General features: G+C 63.3%; 15 protein-coding genes. 5 read left to right on the top strand and 10 right to left on the bottom strand.

All coding sequences use genetic code 11. From position 1 onward, the window contains the following. Nucleotides 1–3 precede the first annotated feature (3 nt). A complete protein-coding gene (locus B071_RS20190; protein ID WP_018527513.1) occupies nucleotides 4–747 on the top strand; it encodes an SPOR domain-containing protein in 744 nt (247 codons plus the stop codon). A 63-nt stretch (nucleotides 748–810) separates the two neighbouring features. After that, nucleotides 811–2,313 carry a threonine ammonia-lyase, biosynthetic gene (ilvA, locus tag B071_RS0113050; protein ID WP_018527512.1) on the top strand — a complete coding sequence of 501 codons (1,503 nt, stop codon included), beginning with the start codon at nucleotides 811–813 and terminating at the stop codon, nucleotides 2,311–2,313. A 177-nt stretch (nucleotides 2,314–2,490) separates the two neighbouring features. Here the strand turns inward: ilvA and B071_RS0113045 are convergent, their stop codons facing one another. Further along, nucleotides 2,491–3,795 (bottom strand): NCS2 family permease, encoded by a 1,305-nt coding sequence (locus B071_RS0113045; RefSeq protein WP_498365811.1) that lies wholly within the window; start codon nucleotides 3,793–3,795, stop codon nucleotides 2,491–2,493. Nucleotides 3,796–4,034: 239 nt separating this feature from the next. On the opposite strand from B071_RS0113045, the gene B071_RS0113040 reads away from it, so the two are divergent. Continuing rightward, entirely contained in the window at nucleotides 4,035–4,697 is a 663-nt protein-coding gene (locus B071_RS0113040; RefSeq protein WP_157703234.1) for a P-loop NTPase family protein, read from the top strand. On the opposite strand, the gene B071_RS0113035 is transcribed toward B071_RS0113040, so the two are convergent. Beyond that, nucleotides 4,686–5,774: an XdhC family protein gene (locus B071_RS0113035; protein WP_169336356.1), complete on the bottom strand. Its 1,089-nt coding sequence runs from the start codon at nucleotides 5,772–5,774 to the stop codon at nucleotides 4,686–4,688. The two genes, B071_RS0113040 and B071_RS0113035, sit on opposite strands and share 12 nt — an antisense overlap. Before the next feature lie 282 nt (nucleotides 5,775–6,056). Here B071_RS0113035 and B071_RS17705 point away from each other — a divergent pair, with 282 nt between their 5' ends. After that, nucleotides 6,057–6,626, top strand: a complete 570-nt coding sequence (locus B071_RS17705; RefSeq protein ID WP_018527508.1) for a sugar diacid recognition domain-containing protein — start codon at nucleotides 6,057–6,059, stop codon at nucleotides 6,624–6,626. Here the strand turns inward: B071_RS17705 and B071_RS0113025 are convergent. The 8 genes from B071_RS0113025 to B071_RS0112990 form a co-directional block, all read right to left on the bottom strand. After that, on the bottom strand, nucleotides 6,623–8,815 hold the full coding sequence (locus B071_RS0113025; protein ID WP_018527507.1) for a methyl-accepting chemotaxis protein: 2,193 nt from the start codon (nucleotides 8,813–8,815) through the stop codon (nucleotides 6,623–6,625). The two genes, B071_RS17705 and B071_RS0113025, sit on opposite strands and share 4 nt — an antisense overlap. 279 nt (nucleotides 8,816–9,094) lie before the next feature. Next, nucleotides 9,095–11,008, bottom strand: coding sequence for an LCP family protein (locus tag B071_RS18700; RefSeq protein WP_157703233.1), 1,914 nt, complete (start codon nucleotides 11,006–11,008; stop codon nucleotides 9,095–9,097). 75 nt (nucleotides 11,009–11,083) lie between these two features. Continuing rightward, on the bottom strand, nucleotides 11,084–12,448 hold the full coding sequence (locus B071_RS0113015) for an amidase (protein WP_018527505.1): 1,365 nt from the start codon (nucleotides 12,446–12,448) through the stop codon (nucleotides 11,084–11,086). After that, nucleotides 12,449–13,642, bottom strand: coding sequence for a CaiB/BaiF CoA transferase family protein (locus B071_RS0113010; protein WP_018527504.1), 1,194 nt, complete (start codon nucleotides 13,640–13,642; stop codon nucleotides 12,449–12,451). A 102-nt stretch (nucleotides 13,643–13,744) separates the two neighbouring features. Continuing rightward, nucleotides 13,745–14,638 (bottom strand): cyclase family protein, encoded by an 894-nt coding sequence (locus B071_RS0113005; protein ID WP_018527503.1) that lies wholly within the window; start codon nucleotides 14,636–14,638, stop codon nucleotides 13,745–13,747. An 85-nt stretch (nucleotides 14,639–14,723) separates the two neighbouring features. After that, nucleotides 14,724–15,812 carry a YlbE family protein gene (locus tag B071_RS20135; protein WP_438829716.1) on the bottom strand — a complete coding sequence of 363 codons (1,089 nt, stop codon included), beginning with the start codon at nucleotides 15,810–15,812 and terminating at the stop codon, nucleotides 14,724–14,726. A 357-nt stretch (nucleotides 15,813–16,169) separates the two neighbouring features. Next, complete coding sequence (fdrA, locus tag B071_RS20130) at nucleotides 16,170–17,729, bottom strand: acyl-CoA synthetase FdrA (protein ID WP_018527501.1); 1,560 nt, start codon at nucleotides 17,727–17,729, stop codon at nucleotides 16,170–16,172. 121 nt (nucleotides 17,730–17,850) lie between these two features. After that, nucleotides 17,851–18,870 carry an oxamate carbamoyltransferase subunit AllH family protein gene (locus B071_RS0112990; RefSeq protein ID WP_083914968.1) on the bottom strand — a complete coding sequence of 340 codons (1,020 nt, stop codon included), beginning with the start codon at nucleotides 18,868–18,870 and terminating at the stop codon, nucleotides 17,851–17,853. A 228-nt stretch (nucleotides 18,871–19,098) separates the two neighbouring features. On the opposite strand from B071_RS0112990, the gene B071_RS17695 reads away from it, so the two are divergent. Next, nucleotides 19,099–19,335, top strand: a 237-nt coding sequence (locus B071_RS17695; RefSeq protein ID WP_026245069.1) for a carboxyl transferase domain-containing protein, incomplete at its 3' end; no start/stop codon positions are given.

The raw sequence follows: 19,335 nt of genomic DNA, 5'->3' as shown, positions 1-19,335 counted from the left end.
ACTATGGAGCAGAACAAAGTTCTGATGATCATCGTTTCGGCGGCGATCTTTTTTGTCGCCGTCTTTGGAGTGGGGGTTGCCCTGTTGTACCCCGGGGGGAGCGCTGAATCGGAGGGGACGCGCCAGAGTGCTGTGCGGGAGTTTGACCCGATCGAATATGTGCGTCGCCAGGAGCGGGCTCCCCTGGAATCGGTCGAGGAGGATCCCCTGATTATCGTCTACGGCGGGGAAGATCTCCCCGAAGGGCCCCCTGCTGCTCCCCGGGAATCCCTCCCGGCAGAGGTCGGCGACCCCCGGGCGGAGCCTCCCCGCGAAGAGGAGCCCCCGGCGCGCGCTCCCCGGGATGAACCCTCCCGGGTCTCCCAGGCTCCGGCCGAAGAATCCCGCCCCGCACCGCCCCGGGCTGACCCTCCCCGGCGGGAGGCGACTCCCCCGGCCGGAGAGCCCCGTGAACAGCCCCAGCAACGGGCAACCCGCCAGGTTCGGGTAACGGAATACTGGATCCAGCTGATCGCCTCCCCGAGTCGCGACAGGGTGGCTCAGGCCGAACAGACCCTGGCAGAACGTGATCTGGGTGGCCGGGTAACGACGCGGAACGTCGATGGCCAGATTTTCTACCGGCTCCGGGTCGGTCCCTACAAGACGAAGGCCGAGGCCGAGCAGTTCCTCCAGTGGGTTCGGGCGATCCCGGGATTCGAGGAAGCCTACATCAGCGAGGAATATCCTCTGCGCAGCGTGAGCAGCTAGCCCGGCCGGAAATCTCCTCCCGGGGGGTGGATATCCCCGCCCCTCGGGCGATACCATGGGGCCATGACCGATGCCTTCAAGCAGGTCCTCCTCGCCCGGGTCTACCAGGCGGCGGAGGAGACGCCCCTTTCGCCCGCCCCGAAGCTCTCGGCTCTCCGGGGGGCGCAGGTATATTTAAAGCGGGAAGATCTCCAGCCGGTTCACTCCTTCAAGATACGCGGCGCCTATAACCGGATTGCCGCCCTCACGGGGGAGGAGCGCCTTCGCGGCGTGATCGCGGCGAGCGCGGGTAACCACGCCCAGGGCGTGGCCCTGAGCGCTGCCATGCTCGGTATTCCCGCCACGATCGTGATGCCCAAGACAACGCCCCTGATCAAGATAGAGGCCGTGGCTGGTCACGGTGCCGAGGTCATTCTGGAGGGAGACTCCTTTCAGGAGGCCTACGCCTGTGCCCGGGAGCGGATGCAGGAGAGCGGCGAAACCTTCATCCACCCCTTCGATGATCCTCTGGTCATAGCCGGTCAGGGAACGATCGGCCGGGAAATTCTGGAACAGCTTCCCGATGTAACGCATATCTTTGTTCCCGTGGGTGGTGGCGGACTCCTGGCGGGTATCGCGCTCTACGTGAAGCAGCTGGTTCCGCAGGTGACGATCATCGGGGTGGAGCCCGCTGACAGCAACGCCATGGAGCTCTCCCTGAGAGCGGGGGAGCGGGTTCGGCTGGATCACGTGGGTATTTTCGCCGACGGTGTGGCAGTCAAGCAGGTGGGGGTCCATACCTTCGAGGCGGTCCGCCGCTATGTGGACAGGGTGATCACCGTGAGCACCGACGAAATTTGTGCCGCCATCAAGGCGGTCTTCGAGGATACCCGGAGCATCGTGGAGCCCGCCGGGGCGCTGGCTGCGGCGGGGCTCATGAAAACCGGGCTGCCCGGTGACGCCCGGGCAGTGGCGGTGTGTTCGGGCGCTAATATGACCTTCGAACGGCTTCAGCAGGTGGCCGAGCGGACACTGATCGGTTCGGGCCGGGAAGTGCTGGTGGCCACGGCCATGCCCGAACGGGCAGGCGCGCTCAGGCAGTTCTGCACCGCCGTGGTGGGGGATCACGCCATAACCCAGTTCCACTACCGCTTCCGCCGGGGCAAGACCGCCCACGTCCTGGTGGGGGTGAGTGTTTCCAGCCCGGCCGACCGGGGGGCCTTTCTGGCGCGCATGGATGCGCTGGGCTACGAGCACATCGACCTTTCCGACGACGAGATCGCCAAGGAGCACCTGCGCCACATGATCGGAGGTGCCGTATCGGGTGATCAGGAGGAGCATCTCTATCAGATTCATTTTCCCGAGCGACCGGGAGCGTTGGGAGATTTTCTCGGAACTCTGGGGACCCGCTGGAATATCAGTGCCTTCCACTACCGGAATCGGGCCAGCGACAGGGGGAATGTTCTTATCGGGTTTCAGGCCGACGACCGGAGCAGCCTGGAGGCGCGGCTCAACGAAACGGGCTACGAGTGGAGCTCGCTCGAGGGGGTCCCCTCGGTCGAGCTTTTTCTGGCATCCCGGGCCTGACTTCCGGGTCGGGCGCCCGGCCCGGAACTCAGGTGACTGATATACCTTGATATACCCTGATATCTTCCCCCGGGATTTTCGCCCGCCATCTTTCCCCAGCCCGAGGGCGACCGGGGAAGAAGCAGATCGGGCCCGCAGGTCAGAGGGCCGTCTCGGGGGGCTATCCCCGGGGAGTGATCACACCACCAGACTGATCAGGAAAAAAACACCCACCACGTAGGTCAGGGGGGTTATTTCCTTATGGCGTCCCGTGAGGAGCTTCAGGAAGACATAGGCCAGGACGCCGAAGACGATTCCCTCGGAGATGCTGAAGGACAGGGGCATCACGATCAGGGTCAGGAAGGCCGGAATCGCCTCGGTGTAGTCGGTGAAGTTGATATCCTTCACGGGGCTCGCCATGAAGACACCCACCAGAATCAGCGCGGGGGCCGTGGCCGCAGCGGGTATCAGCAGAAAGACCTGGCTGAAGAAGAGGGCGATCAGGAAAAAGCAGGCCGTTACCAGGGCGGTAAGACCCGTGCGGCCTCCCTCTTCCACCCCGGCAGCGCTCTCTATGTAGGTGGTAACGGTACTGGTTCCCAGCATCGCCCCGGCCGTCGTCCCGATGGCATCGGCCATGAGGGCACCCTTTACGCGGGGAATCTTTCCATCCTCTGTCATGAGTCCGGCCTTGGTGGAGACACCCACCAGGGTTCCCACGGTGTCGAACATGTCCACAAAGAGAAAGGTGAAGACCACCAGAAGCATATCAAAGGTGAAGATCTGGCCCCACTCGAACTGCATGAAGACCGGTGCGATCGAGGGGGGAGCGCTGATGATCTGGAAGCCTTCGCGCACCGTGGTGATCCCGAAGGGGATGCCGATCACCGTGGCGCCCAGGATCCCCACAAGGAGCGCGCCCCGTACCTTGAGGGCTACGAACGCCCCGGTTCCGATCAGGCCGATCAGCGCCACCAGAACCCCCGGTTCACCCATGCTCCCCAACTGGACCAGCGTATTTTCGTGTGCCACGATGATCCCGGCGTTCTTGAATCCCACGAAGGCGATAAAAAGGCCGATTCCCACGGAGATCGCTTTCTTGATGTTCTCGGGGATGCTGTCCACGATAGCTTCCCGGACGTTGAAGAGGGTGAGAAGAATGAAGATGATTCCCTCCAGGAAGACCGCTGTCAGGGCAAACTGCCAGCTCCGGCCCATGCCCACCACAACGGAGAAGGCAAAAAAGGCGTTGAGTCCCATACCGGGAGCCAGTGCGAAGGGCAACTTCGCTACCAGGGCCATCACCAGGGTCCCGATGAAGGAGGCGATCGCCGTGGCCGTAAAGACCGCTCCGAAGTCCATGCCCGCCTCGGCCAGGGTCAGGGGCTGGACGATGAGAATGTAGGCCATGGTGAGGAAGGTGGTGATACCCGCGATCACCTCTGTCCGGACGGTGGTCTTGTTTTTCTTGAGTTCGAAAAAGGTTTCCATTGTGTTTTGCATGGTTCTGCTATGAGCTCCCTTTGTGTTGGATGCCAGGACTTGTACCACGTATTGGTAGGGTTTGTATACTGCAGGGACTGTCAGGGACTGTCAGGGCCGGCGGGCTCGCCGGGAGTGCGGGCTCTCTGGAAGTGGTGTCTATCGGGGGAACCTCCCGGTGCAGCTGTTCCCGGCCACGGCAGGGGAAGTATACTGGGAAAAGAGTATTGGGGCCGTCAGGGCACGCTTCAGGAGGAGCCATGAGAAGAGGAAGGCAACCCGTGGTGACCATTCTTACGGGAACGCCGGGGGCCGGGAAGAGCAGGTTCTGCTTGAGCCTGGCCCGAAGTCACCGGGGAGTCGCTGCTCTGGTCTCCCCTTCCTGCCAAGACGACCAGGGCAGGCGCTTTGGAATAGACGCCCTGGTCTTTCCCGGGGAGGCCCGTTTCCCCCTGGCCCGGGTGGTGGATCCGGCTTCCCCTCCCCGGCGCGCCTCCGAGAGGGATAGACCCCGCTATACCCTGGCGGCGGCTCCCCGGGAGGAGCTCCCCTTTCCGGGCGTGCCACTGGGGCCCTATCTCTTTTCTCCCGCTGCGTTCGATGGAGCCACCGCTTCCCTTCGGGAGCTTCTGCTTCGGGGTGGTAACCGGCTGGTTGTGCTGGACGAGATCGGCCCCCTCGAGCTGGAGCGGGGGGAGGGGTTCGCAGCGCTTCTGGGCGAACTCCTGCGGGGAGAGGGTGTGCCCCTGCTCCCCCTGGTGGTAGTGGTCCGGCCCTCCCTGGTGGCTGCCCTGCGCGAGTGCGTCCGGCGTGAGCGCGGGGGGCTCACCCCTGCGACGATAGGCGTCGGCGAGGGGGCCGACCCCGAGAGTTCCCGGCTTCTGCGGACCCTGACCGGGCAGGGTGATCTGTCAGACCGGTAAGCCAGGTGTTCCCGGGGTAAACCCTGAGAGGTGCCCCCCGGGTCGGCCGTGCGTACAAGCCACGATCTGGGAGATGATGCTCAGGGCGACCTCGGCCGGAGCCTTGCCCCCCAGGTTCATGCCCACGGGCGTATGGATCGGTCCCAGAGGTGTCAGGTCGAGCCCGTTGCGGGCCGCCCGGTCCCGCCGTTCCCCGGCGCGGTCCCGCTGTCCGATCGCTCCCGTATAGGAGGGGGCCGAGATCTTTCCCAGCCCCATCTGCTCCAGCAGGGCCTCCCAGAGGGCATCCTCAAAGCGGGGTTCGTGGTCCAGGGAGACCACAAAGAGTTTTCCCGGCTGCACCAGGTCGCCCTGCGCAAGGAGTTTCCCCAGGGTCTGGTCCGGCCAGGAGGCAAACTCCTGATCTGCCACGGGTCTGGGGCCCGAGAAGCGCGTCTCCCTGGGGTCGCTGATCACCGAGGAGTACCCCATAATCCCTCCCAGCTGTACCAGGACNTCCGCCACGGGGGTTGCTCCGAAGACGAGCAGGGCAGGGGCGGGAATCACCGGTTCGGCCAGGATAATTCGCGTGCCCGACCGCCTGCTNGCAGCCTGGCCCGCCTCCCAGGCATCTTTTACCAGACCCGCGCCAAAGGGCATCTCCCGGGGGTACCAGGTCCGCGTGACGGTACAGGGAGAACCCTCGGCCACCTGGATGGTCACCACTCCGCAAAAGGGNTNCTGGTGCCGGGCAAGCCAGTCCTCGTCCAGTGGTTCGAGCAGGACCGTGATCGATCCCCCGCAGGCGAGGCCCACNTCCAGGGCCGGTTCGTTCCCGCCCTCTCGGGGGCCGTAGCGGATCAGAAGCGCTTCGCCGGTCCGCATCACCTCCCGGGCCTGTCGGGCCAGGTCTGACTCAACACAGCCACCGCTCACGGCACCGGCGATCTCTTCCCGGTCGTTGCAGGCCATGCGAGCCCCCAGGGGAGCGTTGGAGGATCCTTCCTGGTGGATAATGGTACCCACCACGACGTCGCGTCCTTCCCGCAGCCAGCGGGTTGCCGTGGGGATAATGTCCGGGGCATAGCTAGGTTTCATGGAAATCATGATAGGGCAAGATCTCTCTCAAATCCACCCTTTCTTTTTTCTGTACCTGGCCGGTGAATCGGACTGTCGGACAGTCGGACTGGACCGGTGAAATTGGGAGCCCGTCGATACATCTGAAAGGAATCCCTCGAAGCTGAGATCCCGCCCCGCCAATTTGCACCGAACCGATTGGAGCCAGAGAATTGGAGGTGGGCTCGAGATACAATATGAGGGGCCATGACAGTGCCTCCTGCCCAGTCAAAAGGGGGTGCTCCTCTGGTATCCTGAGATACTATGAAGGATGAGATTATTCCTGTGGAGACTGCCGAGAAGGTCGTTGCCCTTATCAACCGCGTTACGGGGAAGAATGTAAACATCATGGGTCAGGGAGGGGTGATCATTGCCTCGGTGCAGAAGGAGCGGGTTGGAACGGTTCATGAAGGGGCGAAGCGCATCATGACCGGAGAGATAGACGAGCTGGCTGTCTCCGAGGAAGAAGCCTCCCGTTTCAAGGGGGTCAAAGCTGGTTATAACGGGGTGATTCTGCGGCAGGGCCGGCGAATCGGGTGCATCGGGATCAGCGGAAACCCTGAAATTGTGGGGCCGATTCAGAAGATGGGCGCGATAATCGTCCAGGAAGAGCTGGATAAGAGAAGCTCCGACGAAGAACGGCGGGAAGAGCTCGATCAGATAGCACAGGACATCACGAATCTGGCAGACCAGATCAAGGTTGTCGCGATAAACGGCTCCATCCAGGCGGCGCGCCTCGGTGAAAGAGGCGCGCCGGTGAAGGTGGTGGTCTCCCAGATGGCCGAACTGACCGACCGGATCAACCGGATGGCCGTCCGAATCGCCGGGAGCTAGAAGCTCTCGAACTCTCCGTCCATATCGTCGGGGCCGTTCTCGTTGAGATCCAGCGATATCCGGGAGTGGGCCTGGGAACCCTTGTCAGCGAGGGTGATTCCCCGCTCGGAGGACCCGGATCCGCCCGATTCCCGCTGTTTCTGGTGATGCTCGAGCTGGTGAGGGCCCTTTCCCTGGCTCGATGATCCGGAGGAGCTTCTGCCTGTGGAGCCACTCCCCTGGGATCCACCGGAGCTTCGGCCGCCCGGGGTTCCCCCTTTTCGGGATTGGACTGCCCGTGGAGCCTCGGCGACCCGGCCGGAATTGTTTACCCGGAAAAACTCCATCGTGCTCTGGAGCTGCTCGGCCTGGCTGCTGAGTTCCTCCGCCATGGAGGCCATCTCCTCCGAGGCCGAGGCGTTCTGCTGCACCACCTGATCGAGTTGCATCAGGGCCTGATTGATCTGATCGGCTCCGCTGTTCTGCTCGCGGCTTGCTGCGGTGATCTCCTGGACCAGTTCCGCCGTCTTCTGGATATCGGGGATGATCTCGGAGATCATGGTGCCCGCCTTCTCGGCCACGTCCACGCTGTTGCGGGAGAGGTCGGCTATCTCGGCGGCCGCTTTCTGGCTCCGTTCAGCCAGCTTCCTGACCTCGCTGGCTACCACGGCAAAGCCCTTGCCGTGCTCCCCGGCCCGGGCAGCCTCAATGGCGGCGTTCAGGGCCAGCAGGTTGGTATTGCGGGCGATCTCGTCGATGATGTTGATCTTTTCGGAGATCTCCTTCATGGCCGACACCGTCTGGGAGACCGCCTGGCCACCCTCCTGGGCGTTGCGGGCCGCCTTCTGGGAGATCTTTTCGGTCTGCAGGGCGTTGTCGGAGTTCTGACGGATATTGGCCCCCATCTCTTCCATGGAAGAGGAGACCTCCTCGGCGCTGGCGGCCTGCTCCGTTGCCCCCTGGGAGAGCTGCTGAGCCGTGCCGCTCATCTCCTCGCTCCCGGCAGCCACGTTGGCCGAAGCCGACTGAATATCGGCCACAACGCTCAGGAGCTGGTTCCTCATCTCCTGCAGTGCCCCGGCCAGGATGCCGATCTCGTCCTTCTGGTCTATGTCGAGGGTTGTGGTGAGGTCACCCCTGGCCAGTTGCTGGGCAAAGGTCACCCCCTTGTAGACCGGTCCGGTGATCGCCCGGGTGAGGAAGAGCCCCAGAACCAGGGCCAGGGTGACGCCCAGGACGATTCCCGTCAGGGCGATCCGTTGTACCCGCGCCCCGTCGCGCACGGCCATTTCCGTTGCCTCGGCCGCCACGGTCCGGTTAACCTCTATAACCCGGTCCAGGATTTCGAAGGCCTCGTTCTGATGGCGCACACCCTCGGTGAGGGCCAGGCGGCTCAGCTCGTCGTAGATAGCGTCAATCCGGTCTGCCTCGGCGAGCATGGTGCCAAAGAGCTCGATCGTACGGTCGGCGCTGGGCAGCAGGGTCTGGGAGAAGAGCTCTTCTGCCNGGGGCCGGTTCCCCTGGCGCAGGGCGGTACGGATATCGGTCACGCTCCGGTGAAAGGCCTCGTGATAGGGGCCGATCTCGCGGATCGCCTGGAGAATCACCGGATTCTCGGTGCGGTATTCCGAAAGCCACTGGCCAAAGTTGCACCGCCGGTGGTCCTCGCCGCCGGTGAAGTCGGCCCCGGTGATCAGCAGAACTGCAACATCCCGGATCAGCTCCTGGTGGTCGCCGATAAAGCCCTGGATGATCACCTGGTATTCCTCGGGGTTCAGAATCTGCGACGCCTCGATCCGTCGACCTTCTGATATGAGATAGTTATTGTATTCTGCCCAGGCTGCCAGGGCCGGCAGGAACTGCTCCCAGAGCCGGGCCTCCTCGGGCGTTTGGGGCAGGGGCTCGTAACTGGCGATCGCTTCGTTGTATACCCGATCTCGGGCTGTGGCGATGTTTTCGTATTGCCGCTCCCGGTCCTCCATGGACATGCGGGGGTTCAGGAGCGACCTGAAGGAAGTTTGCAGCGAGGAGGCTTCTCCCCGGAGCGAGAGGAGGGCGTCCACACTGGGAAGACGGACCCGCGATATCTCGTCGATATGCCGGTTCATCTGGTTGGCCCCCATCCAGCCGAAGAAGCCCACCACCAGAACGATCGCGGCCACCAGGGAAAAACCTCCCACCAGCTTGATTCCCAACTTGATATTCTTCATGGATCCCCCTTTGTAGCACCGAAGCCCGAACAGCCGGGGCTCGCACCGGAACGAAGATCGAGGTGCAGAGCAACCCGAATTACGGTCGTGAAAAGATAATTCCTTCCCCTCTGATTATGGTGGACCGGAGATCTCTTTGCCAGTGGGCTGACCGATTTTTTCACCTCGCCCGGGTTTTCGGGACCGGTGGTTTGCTTCCCCCGGGGACTGTCGGGGGTTTCCCCGGAGGCTGGCGAGATTTCCCCGGGGAGCCGGCCCCTTGCCCGGCCCCGGGGCAGCTCAGGGAGCGGTATTCTCGTCCACGAACCAGCGGACCACATCCCAGTTGCCCCCCCGGGGGAGCAGAATCCAGAGCCCCATGAAGAAGTTCTCCCTGGCTTCGGCTTCGGCCAGGGTGATCCCCTCGTAGTGGACGTTGCTGTAGGTGGAATAGAGCACGTTGTAGTAGGTCATGCCCGAGCGATTGGTGATGGGGGCGTTGCGGTAGGCCAGGAAGAACTGGGTAATCTCCCAGGGGGTAAGATCGGTCTCCACGTAGCTGGCCAGGGTCTGTATCAGCTGGTAGACCTGGGAGAGGTTGCCCGCGTGGAGGGTGTTGATTCTCCGGCGCAGGGCCTCCAGAATATCGTGCTGGCGGCTGGACCGTCCAAAATCGGTGGTGGTCGCCCTGGAGCGGGCGATGCGGAGCGCCTCGACACCGCTGAGGGTATGGGTCCCGGCGGGGAAGAACAGGGTGCCCCAGGTCCCGTTATCCCGGACCCGGTAGGTGGGGTCCCTCAAGGGTTCTTCCAGAGTGAGGGTGATCCCGCCCAGGATATCCACCACCTCGATAAAGGCGTACATATCTATCGAGACGTAGGCGTCTATCTCGCGCCCGATGATCTCGGTTATTCGGGCCAGAAAGGGTCTGGCTCCGTAGATCTCGTAGTGGTCGCTCAGTTTCCGGCCCTGGTAGTAGATGTCCCGGGGAATACTCACAATGGAGATCGTCCGGTCCGGCGAGAGATAGAGGAGCATGATCGAGTCAGCCTTGGTCTCGTGGGTGCCGATCAGGAGGATGTTGGTCCCGTCCCGATGAGACCCTCCCCGAAAGCCCGGGGGGAAGTTCTCGGGCAGGGCCAGGGCATCCTCGGGGGAACTCACCCGGGGGGTGTGGAAGGCATCGAGCTCCTTCCCCAGGGTCTTGAGGCCCGTGATCATCACATCTTCCTGATCCAGGAGGTATATCTCGCCGCTGTGTTTCAGCACCGCCAGGGACCCCAGGCGGGTGGCCCCGGTGTCTCCGGCTTCCCTGGTGGTGATATCGAAGACATGGAAGTCCAGGGTCTCCCGGGGCTCCAGGGAAAGATCGAGATCCTGCTCCTGAAGCCAGTCCTGGACGCGGGGCGAGGCGGCCCGGGCACGGAGATCTTCCCTGGCGGCTTCGTCGGGGGAGAGTTCGCTCCCGGTGGGGGAGTCCTGTCCGGTGGCATCGGGGTCGTCCTGGTCGGGGGGCTCGTCGGCGAGAGTTGACCGGTGTTCCCGGGCCTGGGGGAGCAGGTCTTCCAGGGCATCGGCGATGTGCCGCTGCCGCTCATCGCGGGAGGTGGCGTAGGAGACGCTCCGTGATGCGCCACCGAGAGCCTCGAGCACCGCCTGTGCGGGAGGGGCGTTCCCCGAGACGTGGATGGTTATCAGGGGAGGAAGGGGGGCCGTCTGGTCCGTGGCGTCGGTGATGGTCCAGTGGCCGCGCCGCTCCCCGGGGGCGAGGGTCAGATTTTGCTCGCGGACCGTTTCTGTCAGGGCCCCTTCCGGGGCAAAGAGCTCTTCCAGCTCCTGGTGCAGCGCTTCCCGTTCGTGGTGCACGGCGATTCTGTCCAGGCCCCGCAGGAGGAGGTCTTCCTCGTCGCCCTGTCCGGGGTCCTGCCCGGTGTCGTCCAGGGAGAAGCGGAATTCCGCCGTGGGCAGGTTCATGAGGGATCGGACTTCCTGCAGGTGGGTGGTGGCCAGGCGCTGGTTGTTTTCCAGGAGATGGCCCCGCTGGTTCTGACGCTCCACTTCCGAGCCCAGGTTCCTGCTCAGGCTGTCAAGTTGTTGTTGCAACCGGGCCGTGCGGTGGGCGAGAGTTGTCACGGCCATGGTAATCACCAGCAGACCGAGGAGAAGGAGCAACGAGACCAGAACCGTTCGGGAGCGAGCTGTCAAGGATTTCATAAACACCCCGAGGGTACCACAGAGGGGGTAGGCGTATTAACCCTCGTGGCCCCCGTGGGAGAAGAAAAAGCGCTCCTACCGGAGCGCTTCCTCGAGCAGGACGGCCCGGTCCAGGAGAACTTCGTCGCTGCCGAAGTGTCCCGCCACCTGGACTCCCAGGGGAAGGCCCCCGGGCCCCGTGCCGTGGGGGAGGCTGGTGAGGGGAAGTGCCACCGTGGGTACCCCCGCGTAGGTCCAGGGCAGGTTCATCAGGGGGCTTCCCGTGGAATCAATCCCCCGTGGCGCTTCTCCCGGCGCAGCTGGCGAGAGCCAGAGCGTTGCCCCGTGGCGGTCCAGCGTCTCCTGGATCCGGTCGCGGATCTGTTGACGGCCACCGCAGGCCCGGGCGTAGACCTCCTGGGGTATGGCCAGCCCCCGCTCCACCAGTTCCTTGCTGCGGGGATGGTAGAGCCCATGATGCTCGGCGAACCACGAGGCGTGGACCTGGGCAAACTCGGCGGCGATCATCTCCTGATGGCTCCGGTTGATCTCCTCGATATCGGGGAAGGCCTTCACCCGGAGGGGGGTAACGCCGATTCCCTGGAGGCGCTCGCAGAGGCTCTCCAGGGCTCGCAGGCTCTCCGGTGCAGCCTGCTCCAGGTAGGCGTCGTCCGGTACCAGGACCGTTCCCAGCTGGTGCCGCAGGGTGTCGTGAGGGGGATCTGCCGAAGAGTGTCCCCCCCTATCGTTCCAGTGGCGGGTCAGGACCGGTGCGATCAGGCGCAGGGCCCGTGCCGAGGCAGCCAGGACCCCCACGTGATCGGCGCTGGGAGAGAAGGGAATTATGCCGTCGGGGCTGACCCGGTCGTAGCTCGGTTTGTATCCCGCGATTCCGCAGAAGCTGGCGGGGCGGGAGATGGAACCGATTGTCTGGGTTCCCAGGGCCATATGACAGAACCCGGCGGCCACGGCGGCGGCGGAGCCGCTCGAGGAGCCTCCGGGGGTGTGCTCCGGGTTCCAGGGGTTTCTGGTTGGTCCGGGGCCGAAGTAGGCGAACTCCGTGGTAACGGTCTTTCCCAGAACCAGCGCACCCGCCTCCTGGAGCCGCTGGAGACTTGCCGCAGGCGGGGTCTCGTCGTGGCGAAAGGTCTCGGCCGGCAGGCGTGACCCCGCCCGGGTGGGAAACCCCTGGGCGTGGAAGAGATCCTTCACCCCCACCACCAGACCAAAGAGGGGCGGTCGCTCCTCGGCTAGGGGCCACCGTTCCTCCAGGGTCCGGGCCTCGGCCAGGAGGCGTTCGCGCCGCTGGCCGGGAGATTCGTCGGGCAGGAGCGTCTGCAGGGTCTCCTCGAACCGGTCCAGACGATCAAGAAGGGTTTCTATTTCCACCGAAAGGGGGCGTTCTCCCCGGCGGAGTACCGAGAGCAGCCGCGCCGGGTCCCGGGGGGCAACGTACTTCATTCAGATTACCCCCTGGTCCTGCAGGGCCCGGACCTGATCGTCGGTATATCCCAGATCGGAAAGGACCTCCCGGGTGTGCTCGCCCAGCTCGGGAAGGGGGGGGCGCTCGGTGGAGTCCTCGAACCCACTCATCTTGACGGGATTCCCCGCCACCTGGACCGTCCCCGCCAGGGAGTCCTCCACGGTGGCGAGCATCTTCCGCGCCAGGATTTGGGGGCTTTCCATAATGTGCTCGACCTTGTTGATGGGGGCGTGGGGGATTCCCGCTTCCGAGAGGAGGTCCGACCATTCCTGGACGGTGCGCTCCGCCATGAGGGGTTCCATGAGGGCGTTCAACTCGTCCAGATTCTCCGTCCGGGCCGGATTGGTGGCAAACCGGGGGTCCTCGGCCAGATCCATCCGGCCTGTGGCGGTGCAAAAGGTCTTCCAGAGATTATCGTTCCCCATGGCCACCACGAACCAGTCGTCCCGGGCCTGATAGGCCTGGAAGGGAGTGATCGTGGGATGGCGGTTCCCCAGGGGCTCCGGATTTTCTCCCGTGGCCTGATACCGGGCCAGGGCGTTTTCCAGGATCGCTACCTGGCAGTCGAGCATGGCCACATCGATCTTCTGGCCCAGCCCGGTGGCGTTCCGCTGGTGGAGGGCTGCCAGGATCCCGATCGAGGCAAAGAGACCGGCCGTGATATCGCCGATGGAACAGCCCACCCGGACCGGGGCTCCTCCCGGCCAGCCCGTGATTCCCATGAGCCCGCCCTCGGCCTGGGCCAGGATATCGTAGGCGGGCTTTTTGCTCTCCGGGCCGGAGTGGCCGTAGCCCGAGGCTGCCGCGTAGATGAGCCCGGGATTTATCTTTTTGAGCTCCTCGTAGCCCAGACCGAGCTTCTCCATCACGCCGGGGCGGAAGTTCTCCACCAGCATGTCGTAGCGGGCAACCAGTTTCCGCAGGATATCCTTCCCCTCGTCGCTCTTCAGGTTGAGGGTCATGGAGTGCTTGCCCCGGTTGATGCTGAGAAAATAGAGGCTTCTCCCGTTCTTGAAGGGGCCAAAATGGCGGGAATCGTCGCCCGTGCCGGGCATCTCCACCTTCAGCACCTCGGCTCCAAGGTCGGAGAGGATCATCGTGGCGTAGGGCCCGGCCAGTACCCTGGTCATATCCAGAACTTTCAGGCCTGCCAGGGGCTTGCTGCTTTTCATGGTTGCGTCCTCCTGGGGAAAGTGTACACCCGTTTCTGTCTGGGGGCAAAAAAAACCCGGGGGATTACTCCCCCGGGATGCCTCTGGTTCGGGTGAACCTGGTCAGCTCTTGCGGGCCCGCTGTCGGGCTTCGTCAACGAGCCACTGGTTCCGTGCCCGTGCCACATCGCCAAACTTGGTAAGTTCGCAACGTGACTTTTTCTCCATCAGTTCCTGGTACCGGGCTTCGTCCACGAAAGCCACGATCCGGGCGATACTGGACTCACCATCCACGAAGCGCCAGGGGAAACAGCCGATCGTCACCCGCTGGTTCAGAAGCAGGTCGATATCCCCGCCAATGCACTCGGCGTGAACGATCCCGTGGGGGAACATTTCCAGGTGCATCAACTGGTACTTGTCGTCGGTGAAGACCTCGGTCAGGCCCTTGCCGTACTTCTTCTTGAAGTGGGCGTCGCACTCGGCGGCGTTCCGGGGCATCCAGTCGCGGATCTTGGTATTCATGGGGTGGTCAGCGCTTCCGCAGTCCACGCCGATCCAGCGGAGCTTTTTCTTCTTGGCCCATTCGGCAAACTCCCGGTCCGGCCCGGGGTGTTTCACCATGTAGGTCACCTCGTCGGCCGTGGGCTGGTCCCAGCTGTACTGGTGGTAGCCCGTGGAGATGATAAGAATATCCCCCTCCTTGACCTCGACCCGATCCTCGATCATCTGGGAGGTATAGACATCGTACTCACCGGCGACGTCCGAGAGATCCACGATCACCCCCTCGTGGACGAGGAAATCCATGTCCAGACTGGCGATATCCTTTCCGGGTGTGTAGAAGTGGATCTCCCCATCCAGGTGGGTTCCAATGTGGTTCGAATGGGTCACCAGCTGGCCGTTGGCACCGTTGGGCGCCAGGCGCTTGAAGTATTTCACCTCCAGGGGCTCGTAGGTGGGCCAGGGAGGAGTTCCAATCCCCAGGGGGATGCTCAGATCGATTACCTTCATGTCCTTCATACCGTTCTCCTTCCGTTTTGGTGTTCCTGCGGATGCTCTCCGGAACCCGGGTATCGGAGCTACCCGGGCATTCCGGAAGGTTTTTTCAGGCGTATTTTTCTACAAAGGCGGCAAAGGCGTCCCGAAAGGCCTGTTCGGGAGGCTTCACCAGCCCTGCTCCAACCATACCAACGCCCGGGTCCTTGTGGGCGATACCGGTGTTGATCGCCGGCAGGACACCGTGCTCTACCACCTTTACCACATCGATTCCCGTGGGGGTTCCCCGGAAGTCCATGGCCGGGATCTGGTAGGTGTCATTCTCGGCCAGAGTGATCTCGTACATCTTGCGGGTGAAGTTCAGGGCATCGGCGGGGGATCCCCCCACGAACTTCACGATCGCCGGAGCAGCCGCCATGGCGAACCCTCCAATACCGCAGGTCTCGGTGATCACCGAATCGCCCACATCGCGGGCCGCATCATCGGCAGAGAATCCCGGCAGATAGAGCCCGTCGATCACCGAAGCGGGCCCGGTGAACCACCGGTCGGGCAGACCGGCCAGGCGAATGCCGAACTCCGTGCCGTTCCGGGCCATGGTATAGACCAGGGAGCTTCCCTCGATCCCCGCAGCGGCATCGACGGTACATTTCGAGGCGGGCATGGTGAGGTTCAGGAAAAAGTGGTCGTTCTCGTGCATGAACCGGAATACCCTGGCCAGCTGTTCCTTTTCCTCGTCGAGCATCACCAGGTAGGGTGCCATTTCGCGAATGAAGAGACTGGTGCCCGCGCGGTTCCGGTTGTGGCCCTCGTCACCCATCTGCAGAACCTGGGCGATGAGATTCTTCATGTCCAGGGGACCGTGCAGATCCAGAGCCTTCTTGAGGATCGGAGCCAGCTCCTGCTCCATCCAGCGCAGCCGGTCGATNACCTCTTTGGAGTTGGCTCCGTAGCGGAGCACCTTGCCCAGCCCCTCGTTCAGGGTGCAGTAGGCGCGGTTCCCGAAGGTNNNGTTCTCCATGATCCACACGGGCATGCTGGCCGTGGTGACTCCCGCCATGGGCCCCACGGCGTTATGGTGATGGCAGGGATCGAAGGTGATCTCACCCGAGGCAGCCAGCTTTTCAGCCTCCTCCGGGGTCTCTGCCAGCCCCTCGTAGAGGATGCCCCCGATGATCGCCCCCCGCAGGGGGCCGGCCATATCGGGCCACTCCACGGGCGGCCCGGCGTGCATGATAAGCTTCTTGTGCATCCCCGGGACGGTTTCCCTGGCGATGCCGATTCCCACCAGGGTCGGCTTCCCCTTCAGAATCCGGGTGACCGCTTCCTGGTTTGCCCTGGCCCGGTCCAGCTTGCCTGCGGCTTCAGCCNCGTCCAGGCGGTCCAGGAGGGCAGCCAGCTCGGGGTCGCCNCCGGCAGGGGGTTTCCAGTCGACGGGGACAACGGGGGTTCCCAGCTGTGACAGGGTTTCGCCAAACCCCTGGAGTCCCAGATTTACTACGTTCAGCTCCTGCCCGAAAAGGGCGGTGACATTGTTCTTGCTCATGATTTTCTGCTCCTATCGTGTTTTCAGAAGAGCCATCATGCGCCGGGCAAGCTCGACGGCCTGGTAGTTGGAGGGCATCACCACGGCACCGGCAGCGGTGAGAGCCCGCTCCTGGGAGGCAATGTTCTGGAAGTCCCCCTCGGTGCCGGTAATGCTGGCGATAACGGGAAGATATCCCCCNCGTTTTGCCGCAGCCCGGCGCATCGTCGCGATCGCCGGGGCCAGGGCACCCGCCGGATCGGGGTGACTGCCGTAGCCGATGACGCAATCCACCAGAACCAGGGCGATCTCCTCGTCGTCGGCCTCGCGGAGCATCCGCTCGGTCCTCGTGGAGGGATCGATCATGGGATGGGGGCGCCCGACGGTGAACACATCCTCGCCCAGGTCGACGATGGTGTGTTTCTCCGAGCGCTGGGGGTCCTTCAGGGCAAAGGCCTTGTCGCTGGGGTCGAAGGAATAGATGCCACCCAGGCTGTCGTTCAGAACGAAGACCGCCTCGTCGGTGAGAGTCCCTCCCGTGAAGTATCCGCGGAGATACCGCTGGCTGCTGGAGACAGCCGAGACTTCCCGCTCCACCAGAGCGTCGATCTCCTTCTCGTCGGCATCAAAAACCGAGGGGGACCAGGATTCTCCCCGGGAGATCGCCACGGCCATGCGCGCCGTCTCCTCGAGGTTGGAGGCGTAGTGAAGGTTCCCCTGGGAGGATTCCCCGGGCAGGCCGATCAGATGGACCACAGCGGGTTTTCCCGTTTTTTTCAGCGCCTGGATCACCCGCTCGGCGACCTTCGGGGCCGGCGGCTTGGAGATAACCACGATCACCTGGGTGTCGGGATCCTCTGCCAGGGCCTCGATGGCCATGAGGGCCGTGGAGCCGTTCACTTTTTCGCTCTTCAGATCGCGTCCGCCCGTACCGATCGCCTGGGAGATCCCCCCTCCGGCGCGGGAGATCAGGGATGTTACCTCCTGGAGGCCCGTTCCGGCGGCAGAGACCACGCCAATTGAACCGGGCGCGACCTGGTTGGCAAAGCAGAGGGGTTTTCCGTTGATGATGGCCGTACCGCAGTCCGGCCCCATCAGGAGGAGGCCTTTTTCGCGGGCCAGGGTTTTCAGTTTTACCTCCTCCTCCAGAGAGACATTATCGGAGAAGAGCATCACGTGCTTGCCTGCTCCGAGGGCTTTTCGTACCTCTCGCGGGGCGTAGGCTCCGGGCACGGAAATGATGACCAGGTTCGAGTCGGGGGCGGCCTCGTAGGCGGCCTCGCTACTGGCGTGGCGNTAGGCGGCGTNGTCCCCGGGGGCTGCCTTCTTGGTGAGGAGCTGGTCCACCGCCNTCTCGGCGGCATCAACGGCCTCGCCGGAAACTCCCTCAAGGGAAATGATCAGATCGTTGGGACCAGCCTTGGCGAGCTCGGGCCCGCTCATGCCCATGTCCTGGAGCAACCCCAGGTTCATCTCTGTTCCCATGGCGACCACCGCGTCGGTGATCCCCTCCAGCTTCTTCACGTCCGTACTGATCAGCATCAGAAATACTGAATCGTAGTACGAATCCTTCCGCAGGATGATTCGCTTCACGTCAAGCCTCTCTTTCGTCGGGTCCGTTATCCATCGGGTCCGTCACCGGTACGTTGCCGGAATCCCCCGGGGATACCACCCTCCGGGGATTCGTACAACTTCCTCGTGGAAGATGTAAACGCTACACCCAGTTCTGCTCCCTGTCAAATCCCGGAAGGATCAGGAGAAACCAGGCAAAACCAGCCAAAAAATCAAGTCCCGAGCTATTCCCGTGGCTATCTGCAATATGGGATGCTCTTCGGGCTCTGATCTCCGGGGGGCGGCCGGGCAGTGCCAGAACGCGGCACAGCCGGTGGGCAAAAAGGGGAGGTCGCTTCTCCAGAGCCAGGCGAAGCAGCGTTGCCCCTCCCGTGGTAGTCTTTTCCAGATGTCCCTCCAGGGAAGCTGCCAGCTCCCGCCGGAAAAAGAGCAGGGAGTCCCGGGGCACCTCTCGAATCGGGACAATATCCAGGGCAAGCACAATATCCAGGGCGAGCAGGAGTCCGGCCAGAAAATCGTCACCCGCCGGGGTAAAGCCGGGGCCGAGTCCGGCCAGTCCCGCCAGAACCCGGGGGTCCGGAGGGATTTCGGCCGTCAGACACCGTCTGGCTCGCTCAAGAAATGGATCGTTCCGGGGCTCCGCAGGGTCGTTCGCAGAAAGAGCTNCAGAATACCGCGCAGAAAGACCCGCAGAAAAAACGAGGGGCAGAAATCCGCGGTGAAAGCGGGGTTCCTCCAGAAGGACCTGCCTGAGCGTCCTGGGGCAGTCCTGGCAGGTGAGGGCCCGTTGTTCCGCCGGTGATAGCTGGAGCTCGCCCTGGTAGCGCCNGGCCNCATGGAGGGCCTCCCCGGGGTACTCCGCCAGGAGAGGCGCCGTTTCCGGGTTTCCCCGTGCGATCCCCCGGGGCAGACCGGTGATGATCTCTCCAGGCTGGAGTGTCCCGAGAAGAACCCGGGATTCCCGGGAGGGGAGAAAGATCGAAAGGGCCGTTCGATCCCGGGTATTCGCCACGAGGGAGACAAAATAGGAGCCCCGGTGATCCCGAAGNTCGATATTTGCCACCTCCCGATGGCGCCCCCTGAGAATACCGGAAAAGGAATCGGGCACAAGCGCCCCCGGAATAGCCCGGAGAGGCTCTTCTGGCGCAACTGGGTAGAGCATTTCTTCCGCCTTCNGGGTATTATATGGGGAGGACAAGAAAAAGTCACAGCTTGACAGGGGTGCGGTCAGGGCGTACCGTGGCTGTTTAATATCGAAGAGTACAAAGAATACAGAAGACCAGGGCTGCCGGGCTCGAGGCAAATCGGAGCGGCGGTTCTGCAGGATGAAGTTTTTCTGCGAAGATCTGCAAGGAGTAGGACAGTGGGAAATCGGGAAGCGATACAACACATGAAAACGATTCGGGAGCAGGTGCGTCTTGGCGGTGGTGAGGCGCGGATAGAGCAGCAGCACCAGAANGGGAAGCACACCGCNCGGGAGCGGCTGCAGGCATTGCTGGACGAGGGGAGTTTTGTGGAGCACCAGCACTACAGCAAGGGGCGGTCCACAATGTTCGGCCTTGGAGACAAGCGGATCCACGGCGACGGAGTAGCCACGGGGAGCGGACTTGTGGAGGGCCGGCAGGTC

This window comes from Alkalispirochaeta alkalica DSM 8900 (assembly GCF_000373545.1).
Classification (GTDB): domain Bacteria; phylum Spirochaetota; class Spirochaetia; order DSM-27196; family Alkalispirochaetaceae; genus Alkalispirochaeta; species Alkalispirochaeta alkalica.
The sequence above is the reverse complement of the archived record's forward strand: the minus strand, read 5'-3'. Positions and strand labels throughout refer to the sequence as shown.

Coding starts and splice junctions, on each gene's coding strand:
- B071_RS20190 (WP_018527513.1), top strand. CDS start 4: ATGGAGCAGAACAAAGTTCTGATGATCATCGTTTCGGCGGCGATCTTT.
- ilvA (WP_018527512.1), top strand. CDS start 811: ATGACCGATGCCTTCAAGCAGGTCCTCCTCGCCCGGGTCTACCAGGCG.
- B071_RS0113045 (WP_498365811.1), bottom strand. CDS start 3,795: ATGCAAAACACAATGGAAACCTTTTTCGAACTCAAGAAAAACAAGACC.
- B071_RS0113040 (WP_157703234.1), top strand. CDS start 4,035: ATGAGAAGAGGAAGGCAACCCGTGGTGACCATTCTTACGGGAACGCCG.
- B071_RS17705 (WP_018527508.1), top strand. CDS start 6,057: ATGAAGGATGAGATTATTCCTGTGGAGACTGCCGAGAAGGTCGTTGCC.
- B071_RS18700 (WP_157703233.1), bottom strand. CDS start 11,008: ATGAAATCCTTGACAGCTCGCTCCCGAACGGTTCTGGTCTCGTTGCTC.
- B071_RS0113015 (WP_018527505.1), bottom strand. CDS start 12,448: ATGAAGTACGTTGCCCCCCGGGACCCGGCGCGGCTGCTCTCGGTACTC.
- B071_RS0113010 (WP_018527504.1), bottom strand. CDS start 13,642: ATGAAAAGCAGCAAGCCCCTGGCAGGCCTGAAAGTTCTGGATATGACC.
- B071_RS0113005 (WP_018527503.1), bottom strand. CDS start 14,638: ATGAAGGACATGAAGGTAATCGATCTGAGCATCCCCCTGGGGATTGGA.